The sequence below is a fragment of the Dechloromonas denitrificans genome, assembly GCF_020510685.1.
Classification (GTDB): domain Bacteria; phylum Pseudomonadota; class Gammaproteobacteria; order Burkholderiales; family Rhodocyclaceae; genus Azonexus; species Azonexus denitrificans_A.
In genome coordinates this window covers 869,480-883,460 of sequence record NZ_CP075185.1, presented here as the reverse complement: position 1 = coordinate 883,460, position 13,981 = coordinate 869,480, and the positions used below count along the sequence as shown (strand labels likewise).

10 protein-coding genes are annotated in these 13,981 nt (G+C 58.8%); 6 read left to right on the top strand and 4 right to left on the bottom strand.

Annotation, left to right across the window (positions count from 1 at the left end; translation table 11 throughout):
* Positions 1 to 11 precede the first annotated feature (11 nt).
* Positions 12 to 641, top strand: coding sequence for a YbhB/YbcL family Raf kinase inhibitor-like protein (locus tag KI611_RS04345; RefSeq protein ID WP_226418610.1), 630 nt, complete (start codon positions 12 to 14; stop codon positions 639 to 641).
* Positions 642 to 719: 78 nt separating this feature from the next.
* Here KI611_RS04345 and KI611_RS04340 read toward each other — a convergent pair whose 3' ends face one another.
* On the bottom strand, positions 720 to 2,240 hold the full coding sequence (locus KI611_RS04340) for a TolC family outer membrane protein (RefSeq protein WP_226418609.1): 1,521 nt from the start codon (positions 2,238 to 2,240) through the stop codon (positions 720 to 722).
* A 120-nt stretch (positions 2,241 to 2,360) separates the two neighbouring features.
* Between KI611_RS04340 and KI611_RS04335 the strand changes: the two genes are divergently transcribed.
* The 5 genes from KI611_RS04335 (at position 2,361) to KI611_RS04310 (ending at position 8,939) form a co-directional block, all read left to right on the top strand.
* Positions 2,361 to 3,020: a transglutaminase-like cysteine peptidase gene (locus KI611_RS04335; RefSeq protein ID WP_226418608.1), complete on the top strand. Its 660-nt coding sequence runs from the start codon at positions 2,361 to 2,363 to the stop codon at positions 3,018 to 3,020.
* 10 nt (positions 3,021 to 3,030) lie between these two features.
* Complete coding sequence (locus KI611_RS04330) at positions 3,031 to 4,944, top strand: EAL domain-containing protein (protein WP_226418607.1); 1,914 nt, start codon at positions 3,031 to 3,033, stop codon at positions 4,942 to 4,944.
* Between the two features lie 6 nt (positions 4,945 to 4,950).
* The gene (locus KI611_RS04325) at positions 4,951 to 6,420 is read left to right on the top strand and encodes a CYTH and CHAD domain-containing protein (protein WP_226418606.1); all 1,470 of its coding nucleotides are present in this window, start codon (positions 4,951 to 4,953) and stop codon (positions 6,418 to 6,420) included.
* 176 nt (positions 6,421 to 6,596) lie between these two features.
* On the top strand, positions 6,597 to 8,306 hold the full coding sequence (locus KI611_RS04320; RefSeq protein ID WP_226418605.1) for a glycosyltransferase family 39 protein: 1,710 nt from the start codon (positions 6,597 to 6,599) through the stop codon (positions 8,304 to 8,306).
* Between the two features lie 180 nt (positions 8,307 to 8,486).
* Positions 8,487 to 8,939 (top strand): pilin, encoded by a 453-nt coding sequence (locus KI611_RS04310; RefSeq protein ID WP_319002325.1) that lies wholly within the window; start codon positions 8,487 to 8,489, stop codon positions 8,937 to 8,939.
* 456 nt (positions 8,940 to 9,395) lie between these two features.
* On the opposite strand, the gene KI611_RS04305 is transcribed toward KI611_RS04310, so the two are convergent.
* From KI611_RS04305 to KI611_RS04295, 3 genes are read right to left on the bottom strand one after another with little or no spacing between them, the layout of a single operon-like run.
* Complete coding sequence (locus KI611_RS04305) at positions 9,396 to 10,979, bottom strand: GAF and HD-GYP domain-containing protein (protein ID WP_226418604.1); 1,584 nt, start codon at positions 10,977 to 10,979, stop codon at positions 9,396 to 9,398.
* 11 nt (positions 10,980 to 10,990) lie between these two features.
* Positions 10,991 to 11,758: a 3',5'-cyclic-nucleotide phosphodiesterase gene (locus tag KI611_RS04300; RefSeq protein WP_226418603.1), complete on the bottom strand. Its 768-nt coding sequence runs from the start codon at positions 11,756 to 11,758 to the stop codon at positions 10,991 to 10,993.
* 2 nt (positions 11,759 to 11,760) lie between these two features.
* The gene (locus tag KI611_RS04295; protein ID WP_226418602.1) at positions 11,761 to 13,971 is read right to left on the bottom strand and encodes a CHASE2 domain-containing protein; all 2,211 of its coding nucleotides are present in this window, start codon (positions 13,969 to 13,971) and stop codon (positions 11,761 to 11,763) included.
* Between the last annotated feature and the right edge of the window lie 10 nt (positions 13,972 to 13,981).

The window sequence follows — 13,981 nt, the reverse complement described above, 5'->3', positions numbered from 1 at the left end:
GAGATGCATCGATGAAACTGACCAGCACCAGCTTCGCCGACGGGCAAAAAATTCCCGGCGAGTTTTCCTTTTGCATTCCCGATCCGGCCCATCACGTTTGTCTGGGCAAGAACCTCAACCCGCAACTTGCCTGGATCGATGTACCGGCTGACACCAAATCCTTTGCCTTGATCTGCCACGACCCCGATGTCCCGAGCCAGGGCGACGATGTCAACCAAGACGGCCGCACCATTCCCGCCTCATTGCCCCGCGTCGACTTCTTTCACTGGGTGCTGATTGATCTGCCAGCTTCCGTCAACGCCATCAACGAAGGCGAATTCAGTCACGACGTGACGCCGCGTGGCAAACCGGGGCCACAGACCAGCCGGGGCAGTCGGCAGGGAATCAACAATTACACCAACTGGTTCGCTGGCGATCACGACATGAGCGGCGACTACTACGGCTACGATGGCCCGTGCCCGCCGTGGAACGATGAAATCGTCCACCGCTACGTCTTTACCGTCTATGCGCTGGATATCGAAACACTGCCCGTCGAAGGAAAATTTGGCGGACCGGAAGTCCGTGCCACCATTCAGGGTCATGTTCTGGCCGAAGCCTGCCTGACCGGCACTTACACGCTGAATTCGGCACTGCAAGACTGACTGGCACCCATCAGCAAAAAGGCCCTGCATCAAACGCAGGGCCTTTTTCATGGTTTATCGCGCCGCCCGAGAGGCTTGTTACTGCCCCATGCGACGCCCCGGGGCTTGCTCCGCGGGGTCAATGCGCTTTTCCGGACGCAACACCTGGACAGGCACCGGGACAACCGCCGGCTTGCTGTCAAGCAAGGCCATGGCGCGGGCGTTGAGTGCCTCACGGTCCGGTGCCGCGGCGGCGATGGCTTCGCTGGGGCAGAGCTGGCTGACATCAGCCTGAGCAAGCTCGCCGGATTCCGGATCGCGGCTGTCGAGCTTTTGCAAGCCAAGCGTCTGGAGCAGCGTCCCCATGCCGGCATAGGTCCGGAGGTAGGAAAGACTCAGGTCGGAATCGGCGTTGACCGCATTGCGCCGGGCACTGAGCAGTTCGTTTTCGGTATCGAGCAGGTCGAGCAGGGTTCGCTGGCCGACGTTGAACTGATCCCGGTAGGCATCGCGCGTCTTCTCGAGCAGGCTGACCTGGGTGGCAAGATAGTTGGTTTGTTGCTTCAGGCGCTGCACGTCGTTATAGGCGATGAGCAAGGTCTGCCGAGTATCGCGGCAGGCCTTTTCGCGCAGGTCGAGGGCGAGATTCTTGCGTTCAACGTACTGCTTTTCGCGAGCCCGGTCCGCGCCGCCATTGAACAGATTCCAGCTGACAACCAGCTCGGCGACGTTGTAATTGCGGTCGCCATCGACACCAAGGTAATTGCTGGTGTTGTCGGTCCGCGCCCGGAAATCGAGCCGGGGAGAATAGGCAGCACGCCGGGCGTTGATGTCGTACTGGGCAGCTTCGGTGTTTTCAATGGCGGCGAGCAGAGCCGGATTGTTCTTGTAGAGCGCATCGAGGGCGACTTTCGGGTTAACTGGAACACCGCTGCCGAGCTGACCGGGGGGAATGACGACGCCCGGGGGCAGGCTGCCGACCAGGCGCTGGTAGCGCGCCGAGACGTCGTGCAGGTTGGCGGTTTCTGTGGTCAGGTTGATTTCGGCCAAGGCCAGGCGGCTGCCCGCCTGTTCGAGGTCGACGCGACGGCCGACGCCGGACTGGGTGCGCCGGAGAAGTTGTTCCTGAGTGGCCTTGTGCTGAACGTAGTTGTCTTCGGCCAGATTGACCAGAAAACGGTAGCGCAGCACATCAAGATAGGCCCGCGCCGCTTCGAGGGCGACGGTTTCGGAGGCGTCGAGCAGTTCGTAATAGCGGACCAGGCGGGCTTTGTCGAGACGACGAACTTCGTTGCGGGTAGCAAAGCCATCGAAAAGCATCTGGTTCAGGCTGAGCAGGTAGCCATTGCGCGAGTAATCGTTTCGCTGGTTGCTTGGCGGCTGCTTGAGGCTTTCCCGGCCACCGCCGGCCGTCAGATCAACGCGCGGGAAGTAGCCGCCGCGGGCGACGCCGATTTCTTCCTCGGCCGCCTTGTAGTTATGCCACTTCGAGGTGACTTCCGGACTGTTCAATACCGCTTGCTGGGCTACCTCTTTCAAGGTCGACGGAAGGTCGGCGGCCGGAGCGATGGCGGGGAAAACGAGGCAAATCAGTAAAGAGAGGACTTTGGGGGAGGTCATAAGGGGATAATTTAAAATTTATTTGAGCCGATTGTAGGGATACCCTGACTATTGGAATGTGTAATATTCCGCACTCGCCGCCAAGAATCGAATGATTTGAAGTATTTATCTCAGAGCCCTGTGCTGTCCCGCTTGCTGGTCATTGGCGCCCTGACTGGCGGGCTGGCTCTGTGCGGCCTTGAGACAGCATTCGGCCTGGATTTCGATCGTTTGCAACAAGTCCTGATCAGTCGCTTCGGCCCCGGCCAGGCAGGGCTTCTGGCCGATTGGCAGAAAATGCTGGCCAATGGAAAAAATGCCGCCGAGCCGGACAAACTGCGCCGGGTCAACGATTTCTTCAATCGGCGGATCGTCTTTGACGACGACACCAGCATCTGGGGGCAAACCGATTACTGGGCGACCCCGATCGAGCTGATTGGCCAGGGGCGCGGCGATTGCGAAGACTTTTCGATTGCCAAGTACTACTCGCTGCTCGACCTCGGCATTCCAGTCAGCAAACTCCGGCTCGTTTATGTCAAGGCCCGGCAAGAAGGCCCGGCCGGGCCGACTCTGCAGGCGCACATGGTTCTGGCTTATTACGCCACACCGAATGCCGACCCGCTGGTCCTCGACAACCTGAATACCGAGATTCGCCCGGCCTCGCGACGGACGGATCTTGCCCCTATTTTCAGTTTTAACAGTGCGGGCCTTTGGCAGGGTACCGGCAACCAGTCCAGCAAGAGCAATCTCTCGCGCTGGCAGGACTTGCTGGCACGAGCGCGCGCCGAAAGCTTCGAGTGAGGTAATCACCATGTCCCTATTTCGACAACTCTGGCTCGCCGTCATCGCGAGCACCATCATCGCCTTCGCCGGCAGCTTCGTGGCCAGCATGCTGACCGCCCGGCAATATCTGACGCAGCAATTGGCGATCAAGAACAACGACAATGCCGCCTCGCTGGCGCTCTCGATGTCGCAACTCGACAAGGACCCGGTCACCGTCGAACTCCAGGTGGCCGCTGTTTTCGACAGTGGCCAATACGCTGCCGTGCGCCTGATCGACCCGGAAGGCAAGGTGATGATCGAAAAGCTCAGCCCGCCTGCGGCTGGCGATGCTCCGGCCTGGTTCGTCAAGGTTTTCCCGATCGAATCGCAGCCCGGCCAGGCCCAGGTTTCCAACGGCTGGAACCAGTTCGGAACGGTCGAGCTGGTCAGCCACAGCCAGTTCGCCTACCGCGAACTCTGGCGTGGCGCGATCAATCTGCTGCTCTGGTTCATTGGCGGTGGCGCCATCATGGGCCTGCTCGGCATGCAGGTGCTACGCCGCATTAAGCGGCCGCTTGATGCCGTGGTCGGCCAGGCACAGGCAATCAGCGAACGACGCTTCGTCAGCATCGCCGTGCCATCGACGCCGGAACTGAAAAGCGTGGCCAGTGCAATGAATGCCATGGTCGACCGGCTGAATGCGATGTTCGCCGAGGAGGCTGCGCGGCTCGACAAGCTGCGCCGCGAAGCGACGCTCGACAGCCTGACCGGCCTCGCCAACCGGGCGTTCTTCCTCAATCAGCTGGATGCCGCGCTGAGCGACGACGATGCCGCCCCGACCGGCAGCCTGCTGCTCCTCCGCCTGGCGGACTTGGCCGGCATCAACCGGCGGGCCGGACGCGAGACGGCCGACGCCCTGCTCCGCCGGCTCGGTGCCACCCTGCAGGAACTCGCGGCCGACAAGCCGGGCGCCGCGGCGGCTCGCCTGAACGGTGCCGATTTTGCCCTGCTGCTGCCGGGCGTCCAGGACCCGAGCCAGCCCGCCACAAAGCTGCTCGACGCCTTGCGCGATCTGGTGGCGGCCGGGATGATCGACAGCGAACAGGTCGGTCACCTCGCCAGCGGCCTTTATCTGCACGGCCAGAGCATTGGCAGCCTGTTTTCCCGGCTCGATGCCGCGCTGGCGACGGCCGAGGGCCAGGGAAATCTGGCCTGGTGCCGCGCCGAAATCAGCGGCGAGCAGCGCACCACGTCGAATGCCGACTGGAAGAAGCTGCTCGACGGCGCCATCGAAACCCAGCGCCTGCGCCTGATCGAATTTCCGGTCGCCGGCAACAGCGGCCAACTGCTCCACCTTGAATGCCCGCTTCGCCTGCAAGCCAGCGAAGGCGGCGAATGGCTGGCGGCCGGCAGCTTCATGCCGATGGCCTCGCGTCTCTCGATGACCACCGAACTCGACCTCGCCGCCGTCCGGCTGGCGCTGGAGCGCATTGCCGCCGGCGCCGCGGCTGTGGCGGTCAACCTCTCCGGCGAGTCGATTCTCGTCGCCAGCTTCCGCAGCCGTCTGCAATCGCTGATCGCTGCCCGCAAGGAACTGGCCCCTCGGCTCTGGCTGGAAGTTTCGGAAGTCGGCGCCTTCCAGCACTTTGCCGAATTCCAGGCCTTCTGCAATACGCTGCGGCCGCTGGGTTGCCGTCTCGGAATCGAACACTTTGGCCGGCGTTTCAGTGAAATCGGCCGCCTGCATGACATCGGCCTCGACTATCTCAAGGTCGATGGCAGTTTCGTCCGGGCCATCGATACCCAGCAAGGGAATCAGGCATTCCTCAAAGGATTGTGCAGCATCGCGCATAATATCGGCCTGACCGTAATCGCCGAAGGCGTGCAAACCGCCGAAGAGCTCGCCACCCTGCCCGACCTGGGCTTTGACGGCGCCACCGGCCCAGCCGTGCCAAGGAACTAAGCCGACATGAGCATCGAAATCGAGTTAAAGCTGCAACTCACAGCGAAGACCGCCAAGAAGCTGGCAAGCCACCCGCTGCTTGCCGGCATCAAGCCACAAAAGCAACACTTGCTGAATACCTATTTCGACACGCCGAAACTCGACCTGCAGGCCAAACGCATCGCGGTCCGTTTCCGCAAGAAAGGCTGGCAGTGGCTGCTCACCGTCAAATCCGCCGAACCGGCGAGCGGCGGCCTGGCCATGCGCAGCGAGTGGGAAGCCCAAGCCACGCCGGGTGTATTCGACTTCAGCCATGTCGACGCCGATGATCTGCGCCAATTCCTCGAACAATCGACCGGCGACCTCGAACCGATCTTCACCACCGACTTCCGGCGGCAGATCTGGAACGTCCCGTTTGGCGAATCCCTGATCGAATTGGCGGTTGATCGCGGCAATATCGAAAGCCGGGGCAACAGCACGCCGATCTGCGAAATCGAGCTCGAGCTGCTCTCCGGCAAGATCGACGACATCTTCGGCCTGACCCGCAAACTGCAGGAACAACTCGACCTCCACCCGGCCATCGCCAGCAAGGCCGAGCGCGGCTACAACCTGTACAACAAGGTGCCGCCCAGCCCGTTCAAGGCCAAAGCGGCAACCATCAACGGGCAAATGACACCGGTCGAAGCCTTCCGCAGCATCGCCCTCGGCTGCCTCGAACACTTTCAGCGCAATGAAAATGGCCTGCTTGCGGGAGGCGAAGCCGAATTCATCCACCAGGCCCGCGTTGCCTTGCGACGGCTGCGTTCGGCGATCAAACTCTTCGCCCCCGTCCTGCCGCCGGAATTTGTCACGGCCTACGGCCAGACCTGGCAGACGCTGGCCAGCGCGCTCGGCGATGCCCGCAACTGGGACGTCTTTCTCGAAGAAACCCTGCCGCCCATCCAGGCCGCCTTCCCCGATAACCGCGACATCAAACGCCTGCGCAACGAAGCCCGCCAGCGCGCCAAAAGTGCCCGCCGCTCGATCATCCGCCTGCTCGCCGTCAGCGAATATCCCCGCCTGCTGGTCGAATTCACATCGGCAATCTACGCTCTCACCGACACCTTGCCGATGCCGCTCAAGGAATTTGCCGCCGAACGCATCGCCAGCCACGCCCGGCGCGCCAGAAAACTCGCCACCCGACACGCGACACTCAGCCCGGAAGAACGCCATCGGATGCGGATCAGCTTCAAGAAGCTGCGCTACACCCTGGAATTTTTCGCCCCATTGCTACCCAGCAAGCGCCTCCCGCCCTACCTTGCTGCACTGTCGCAATTACAGGATGAACTCGGGCTGATTAACGACCACGTGACTGCTGAAGCACTGATCGGTGACGTGTTGGCGAAACGCCCGGATGGGCCGATTCATGGCTGGGTAGCGGGAAGACAAGGGTTATTGGTTAACGACCTGACCGGCACGTTAAATACTTGGATAGCACAACAAACGTTTGGGAAATAGCTTATTGCCGGCCACCTGCTCACCGCTGAGTGCCTGTGCTATTTATATGGAGACGAAGCCTCCGAGCGGGCAAATCAAAGTGACAATAAATGGCGGATCTATTTTTTCCGAATGACATACTCCGAAGTCATGTACCTGGTCACCTCAACAAAGACAGCCAAGTGAGCACTTAAACAGTGAAACAAACTCATCGAAAAGTTACCGCTTTGGGTTGGCAAGCCTTGAGTTTTCTGCTCATCGCGGCGGCAGTTATCGCCCTTTATGCCCCGTTCCTCGACAATTCAATTGTCTTCGACGATCACAATTTATTCACAAACCTGTCGATCTATGATCACGCCATCAGGCCTTTCAACCTTACTCCACGCAATTTCCCTTATTTCACGCTTGGCTTCACGGAAGTTATCTGGAAGAGCATAGAAGTACACCGCATCATCAGCCTGCTGCTCCACCTCATCAACACATTTCTACTATTTCGCCTGCTTGGTACCTGGCTGAAAGAAATCGGTGAGGCTCCACCTCCCAATGCAACGCTGCTTGCTGCCGCAGGCAGCCTGTTCTTCGCTATTCATCCGGTTGCGGTCTACGGGGCCGGATATCTGGTCCAAAGAACAATTCTGTTCGCCACTCTTTTTTCACTGCTGTCCCTCTGGTTCTACTGGCGAAGCCTAGCAAGAAACCGTATTTCCGATGCGATTACAGCGGCTCTTTTCTACAGCCTTGCGATTTACTCCAAGGAGCATGCCATCATGCTGCCCGCATCGGCCTTGCTCCTTACCCTGCTGCATGAAGCGCCCTGGCGAAAGAACTTGGCAAAGGCCGCCGTTTTCGCCGGCCTCTGCCTTCCGTCTGCCATCCTAGTCATCCTTACAGTCAAGGGGGTCATCGGCACATCCTACGAACCCGATTCAGCAACCTTCATCAATGCAATCCCGGTCGCCGACTCCCAAATAATGCAATGGCTGATCAGTGGAGTGACCCAAACTGGTTTATTTTTTGATTACCTGAAAAGCTGGCTATTTCCGGACGTACGGATAATGTCTGCTGACATCCGGGTAGACTTCTCATCCAGCTGGACTCCTATATGGATTACTGTAAAACTTGGCGCCTTTGTCGCCTTCGCTGCTAGCGGAGCTTTCCTGGTTCAACGTAGAGGCCCCCTCGGAATCATCGGCTGGGGAATGCTTTATTTCTGGCTGCTCTTCGCTACCGAACTTGTGTCAATACGATTCCAGGAACCTTTTGTTCTCTATCGAAGCTACATTTGGGCTCCCGGCATCATCATCGCCCTTTCTGGATGCCTGACACTGGCAAGGCTGTCCACTCGGGCCATGATATGTTGTTCCATCATCGTACTCTCCATATCATTTTTCATGAGCCGAGACCGCTTGCTTAGCCTGAAAAACGACAGGTCGCTTTGGAACGATGCGGCTGCCAAGTTGACATCGCCGGACCTGCCGGGCACCGAGCGGATTTTCTATAACCGAGGAATTCAACGACTAAAAGAAAACTCGCCATTTGATGCACTAGCCGACATGAACCGCGTTGTTTCACGCCTTCCCTCTTCTTTTGAAGGCTATAGTGGCCGTGCAAAAGCGCATCAGAACCTCGGGCAACATGAACTTGCACTCGCTGACCTGACGACGGCGAGCACCCACACGACAACCGCTGCGGCATTGGGGATGCTCGAATATGATCAATTTGTGTCGTTTACTGCGCTAAATCGGCAGCAGGAAGCGGAAATAGCCCTTACCCAGGCGGCAAGCCATGGCCATCCAACAGCCCGTGCGCTACTTGACTTCGAAAAAAATCGCCGCATGAAATCAAGCCATTGGCCCTCACCGTCAACCGAGGGGGCGCAACTGACCAAACAGGGAACATTAAACTGACTATTTTTGGCAGTATCTATTGCCGCCATTTTCGGAATTTAGCCCCAGCTTGCACAGAGCACACCCAATCAACTGAAAAATAAAGGTTATTTATAGGCAAAGCTGAGAAGGCAAAGCTGGCATAGAAATTGGTTGTATTTCATCAGCGGATTTCCCCGCCTTTTGCCAAAGGAGCTTTCCATGAAACGGGTACAACAAGGTTTCACCCTTATCGAATTAATGATTGTTGTGGCAATTATCGGCATTCTCGCTGCCGTAGCCATTCCTCAGTATCAGGACTACGTGACGCGCGCCAAACTGGCGAAGGTTAACGTTGCCGCCGATCCGATCAAGACCGCGGTAGCGATGTTTGCTCAAGAAAATGGGGGCCTTGCCAATCTGCCTGGCGACGGCTGGACCTCTCTGGGCCTGCAAGGTGCCCCGACTGGAACGACCGAAGTTTCCGGCATTACTGTTACCGCAGCCACCGGCGCGATTGTGGCAACGATTCAAGGCGTCGGAACAGGTTATGACACCAGCACCGTGACCTACACTCCGAGCGTCGGTAATTCGGCCGTTACTTGGGCGGTTGCATGCAACGACACTACCGCTGCTCACCGTGCAAACTTGGCCAAGACCTTTGCGTGCCCATAATTCCAGATATCGGCAACTAGTCCAAATGTAGATAAAGCTGCCATCTTCAAAAAATGCCGTTCAGTATTAACTGATCGGCATTTTCATTTTTGAGACAAGCAAATGTTGGCGGTAGGCATCCCCAGCAAAGCTCGGTGCTTTCATTGGTGGGCCGCCCGAAGTGGTGGGCTATGCGAGGTCACTAATGCGGCCTCCCTATTCTTGGCACTACCTTTTCGGTGGCAGTTCAGTGCCACAAGTTCACTTGATCCTATCGCTTATCCTCATCTTCCTGATTGAGAATTGGCAGTTTCCTCAATGGACTCATCTATATGTCAAACATCTACACCTCTCCGACTGAACCGAGTTTTTTCCATTGATAGGTTAGAAAATGGTGTCGACTTTGCTCCCAGCATTAATAGTCCCATATCGATATAGCCACTTTCCGATTAGCCACCCTCCAGGAAATCATTTCATTCAGCAATCCACCTGTTGCGTCCCCAAAAAAAACCCTGCATATTCCCGGTAAACCGCTCTCCGTACGAATACCTCATGTAGTTCCGGATCAATGTGTCCGTTGTTCTTGAAGTTTTCGAGAATGCTTAGCGCCTCCGACAGCCTCATCCCTTCCTTGTACGGCCTATCTTTGGCGGTCAGTGCCTCGAAAATATCGGCAATGCCCATCATCCTGGCTTGCCAGCTCATCTGGTCGCGCCGGAGACCTTTCGGGTAGCCTGTGCCGTCCATCCGCTCGTGGTGACCACCGGCGTATTCCGGGACATTTTTCAGATGCTTCGGCCAGGGTAGCTGTTCCAGCATCCGGATCGTGGCAACGATGTGGTGGTTGATGATTTCGCGTTCCGGCTGAGTCAGGGTGCCGCTGCGAATGGTCAGGTTTTCAAGTTCGTCGTCGGTCAGAAAAGCAACCTCATCGCCGTCGACATTACGCCAGCGATAGCCCGCGCCAATTTTTTTGACACGCGCGATATCTTCATCACTCATGTTTTCGCTGCCAATATTCGCCTGACGCAGAACACTGCGGTCGACATCGCATTGGAGGCAAAAACCACGATAGATCGCTTCGGCTTCAACGGCATCCTTGCCTTCTGCAATGCTCCGCCATTTGCGCACCTCGGCATCGCGTTTGATCACCTCGAAGCGCGTATCGATCAGATTGATGCGATCGTAAATCGTCTGCAGCTTGGTTGCCTTGTCGACGACATGCACTGGCGTCGTCACCTTGCCACAGTCGTGCAACAGGGCGGCGATGCGCAGTTCGTAGCGCTCGCTGTCGGTCAGTTTGAAATCGGCAAGCGGGCCTTCCGACGTAGCCTCGGCCGCTTCGGCCAGCATCATCGTCAGCTCCGGGACGCGCTGGCAATGGCCGCCGGTGTAAGGCGACTTTTCGTCGATCGCCAGATTGATCAGCTTGATGAAGGCTTCAAACAGGGTTTCGAGCTGCTGCACAAGTTGGCGGTTGGTCAAGGCGATGGCCGCCTGTGAGGCGAGCGACTCGGCCAGGCGCTGGTCGGCCTGGGAGAATTCAACAACGCGCCGTTGCGGGTCGAGGGCGTTGATCAGCTGCAGGACACCGATGATCTCGCCTTCATGGTTTTTCATCGGCACCGTCAGGAACGACTGTGAGCGATAGCCGGTGCGCTCGTCGAATTTGCGCGTTCCGGAAAAATCGAAACCGTCCGCCGCATAGGCGTCTGCGATATTGACCGTCCGACCGGTAATGGCGGCATAGGCGGCCACCAGGCTGTCATTCGGCGTACCATCGTCGCGGTAGAGAGCGAGATCGGGAAAGTTGCCGGAAGTCGGCTGGCCACTTGAGCCACCGAAGGCGATGCCCAGCGAATTCGTCCGGACAATCTCGAAATGCAGGTGCTGCCGGTCTTCGGAAAGGAGATACAGCGTCCCACCATCGGCCCGGGTAATGGTCTTGGCGGCAAGCAGTATTTTTTCCAGCAGCAGATTCAGATTACGCTCGCTGGAAAGTGAAGCGCCGATTTCATTAAGTTGCTCAAGACGGAGAAAGAGGTCATCGAGCGTTTCCATTCAGCCCCCTTCTAAAACTCCAAAACCTGGTTATTCTGCAACATCCGGGGCTTGAAATTACCGAGACAACGCTCGATCTCCTCCATGGTCAGCTCGATTTGCCCCGGCTTCAGGTGGGTGATGTGGATTTCGCAGGCGCGCTCCAGTTTCTGCAGCTCGGCCGCCAACATGTCCGGGCAGAGATGCTTGGAAAGTTCTGCCAGGCGCTGTTCGCGGTTGGAAAAGGCGCATTCGATGATCAGGTGCTTCAAATTGGCAACGCGATTGACGGCGTGCCAGAAGGGATCGCAAATCCCCGTATCGCCTGAGAAAACCAGACTGGCGGCACCGGAGTCGAGGTGGTAGCCGACGGCCGGCACCGTGTGTTCAGCCGGCAGGGCCGTAATGCGGCGACCATCCAGCGTGATGACCTGGCCGAGCTCGATCGCCTGATAGCGCATTAACGGCGTATCGGCATTCGGCACCTCGGCGAAGTCCGGCCAGATCGCCCAGTTGAAAATGTGGCGGCGCAGGATGTCGAGAACCGCGGCGCTGCCGTAAACCGTCAGCGGCGTGTGGCGGCGATCAGCCACCGTATCGATCATCAACGGCAAGGAAGCAATGTGATCGAGATGCGAGTGGGTGAGAAAGACATGATCAATCACCGCCAGCTCGCCAATCGACAGGTCGGCGACCCCCGTGCCGGCATCGATCAATATGTCATGATCGACGAGCAACGACGTGGTCCGCAGGTGCCGGCCGCCGATTCCGCCACTACATCCAAGAACGCGCAGCTTCATGTCTATTTGGTCTGGTAAATGGTGACACCGCCCCAGGATTCGGCCGGTGGATTAGCCCGCCAGGCAACGATCCGTTCGGCGTAGAGCGAATAAAGACGACAACCCGGCGAACGTTGGGCCAAATCGTCGAGCAAGCGTTCGGCCTGGTCCCAATCCCGCGCACGATACAGGTGCAGAACATGTTGCCACAGTTTCAGCTCATCGCGCACCGTCGGCGGCAATTCGGCGGTCAGTCCGAGCGGCTCATGGATGCTCACCGGCTCATCCTTACCTTTGACCTTGACGAGATCGAGTTCGCGGAACGTGACATCGCCGACGTGCACACGCGTCAGTTCGCCCACGACAATGCCGACGCCGTACTCCTTGGTGATGCCTTCAAGGCGGGACGCCAGATTCACCGGATCACCCATTACCGTATAGGCTTTGCGCACCGGCGAGCCCATATCGCCGACCGTCATCATTCCCGTATTGATGCCAATGCCGATCTTCAGTTCCGGCCAGCCACGCGCCTGGAAGGATGCGGCCAAGGCTTTTACTGCGCGCTGCATGCCAAGCGCCGCCAGCACGGCGTGACGGGCATTTTCCGCATCACCGACCGGCGCACCCCAGAATGCCATGATGGCGTCGCCGATGTACTTGTCGAGGGTCCCGCGATGGGCGCGGATGACATCGGTCATCGCGCCGAGGTAATCGTTCATCAGGCGCGTCAGCTCTTTCGGGTCCATGCCCTCGGACAAAGAGGTGAAGCCACGGATATCGGCGAAGAGCACGGTGAGTTCGGCGTTGCGCCCTTCCATGCTGTAGCTTTCCGGGTCCTTGACCATTTCATCGACCAGCTCCGGCGGCACGTATTGCCCGAACAACTCGGTAACTTGGCGCTTCGTCCGCGATTCGACGAAGTATCCCCAGGACATATTCAGCCCATAGAGCAAGACGATCAGCAACACGCTGGCCGCCAACGGCAGCACCAGATTGACCGAGGTCCACAACCACAGGTTGATCGCCAGCGTGGCGACCAGCATCCCGCCGGCCAGCGCCGTCGCCCGGCGCGGCGAAAGCAGCGGCAACAGGGCGGCCAGCATGCCACCCAACAGCACTATCTGCAGCGCCTCGAGGCCCGGCCCGTCGCCCGGCCTTTCCTTAATCGTCCCAGCCAGCATGCCGACAATCAGGTTGGCGTGCGCCTCGACGCCGGGATAAGCCCCGCCGACCGGTGTCGATCGCAGGTCCATCAGTCCCGGAGCGGTGGTGCCGATCAAGACGATGCGGCCCGCCAGATGCTCGGCGGCAACCCGCCCCTTCAAGATATCGACAGCGGAAAAGTAGGGAAAACTGCGTTGGTAACCGCGATAGGGAATCAGGGCCGCGGCATTCTCGTCGACCGGAATGCGCAGGCTGCCCCGCTCGCCTTCGAGATCAAACCAGGCGATCCTTTTCTGCCCCGCCGCAGACCCCGGTGTCAGCCTGGCGTTGCCGAGCAGGGTGCGCACCACCGCCAGCGAGAGCGCCTCGTAATAGGCGCCCTTGAACTCGACGATCAGCGGGATGCGCCGTGAACTGCCATCGAAATCGACTACCGGATTGAAGTGCCCGGCGCTCGCCGCGGCCTTCTGGAGGAGCGGCAGATTCGCCCCAAACCCGTCCCAGCTGACGAAGGAAGTGCCGGAGTCGGCGAAACTGCCGGCCGGAAATGCCGGCGGCGGCAAAGCCCCTGCCTGCTGGGCGCTGCTCGCCCCGGAAAAGTAGTAGCCGAGGACGACCGGGCGACCGCGCAAGCTGTCGGCAAACAACTGGTCATAGTCGAGACTGTGCCGCAATTCGGCCAAGGTTCGCTGAAACCCGGCCTCGCCTTTCAACTGCTGCCGCCCGACGCGCTCCAGCACCTTGAGGCCCGAGCTTTCATCGGGCTCGGCAAAAACCACATCGAAACCGAGCACGGCAACCTGGTAATCCTCGTACAGGCGATTGACCAGTTCCGCCAGGACATTGCGTCCCCACGGCCAGTGCCCGACTTCGCCCAGGCTGCGCTCGTCGATATCGACGATGACAACCCGCTGATCGACGGTATCCGGCATGGCCAGCCGGACCCGCACATCGTAGAGATAGGCCTCAAGGGCGGTGACGAAGGGAATCTGCCACAGCTGCCCGGCGTGACCGAGCATCAGCAATACACATAACGCGCCGAGGATGAAGCGGACCAGAGGCTTTTTCACGCCGGCGTCA

What these genes read in the sequence shown, in the direction of transcription:
- KI611_RS04345 (WP_226418610.1), top strand. Translation starts at nt 12, where the DNA reads ATGAAACTGACCAGCACCAGCTTCGCCGACGGGCAAAAAATTCCCGGC.
- KI611_RS04340 (WP_226418609.1), bottom strand. Translation starts at nt 2,240, where the DNA reads ATGACCTCCCCCAAAGTCCTCTCTTTACTGATTTGCCTCGTTTTCCCC.
- KI611_RS04330 (WP_226418607.1), top strand. Translation starts at nt 3,031, where the DNA reads ATGTCCCTATTTCGACAACTCTGGCTCGCCGTCATCGCGAGCACCATC.
- KI611_RS04325 (WP_226418606.1), top strand. Translation starts at nt 4,951, where the DNA reads ATGAGCATCGAAATCGAGTTAAAGCTGCAACTCACAGCGAAGACCGCC.
- KI611_RS04310 (WP_319002325.1), top strand. Translation starts at nt 8,487, where the DNA reads ATGAAACGGGTACAACAAGGTTTCACCCTTATCGAATTAATGATTGTT.
- KI611_RS04305 (WP_226418604.1), bottom strand. Translation starts at nt 10,979, where the DNA reads ATGGAAACGCTCGATGACCTCTTTCTCCGTCTTGAGCAACTTAATGAA.
- KI611_RS04300 (WP_226418603.1), bottom strand. Translation starts at nt 11,758, where the DNA reads ATGAAGCTGCGCGTTCTTGGATGTAGTGGCGGAATCGGCGGCCGGCAC.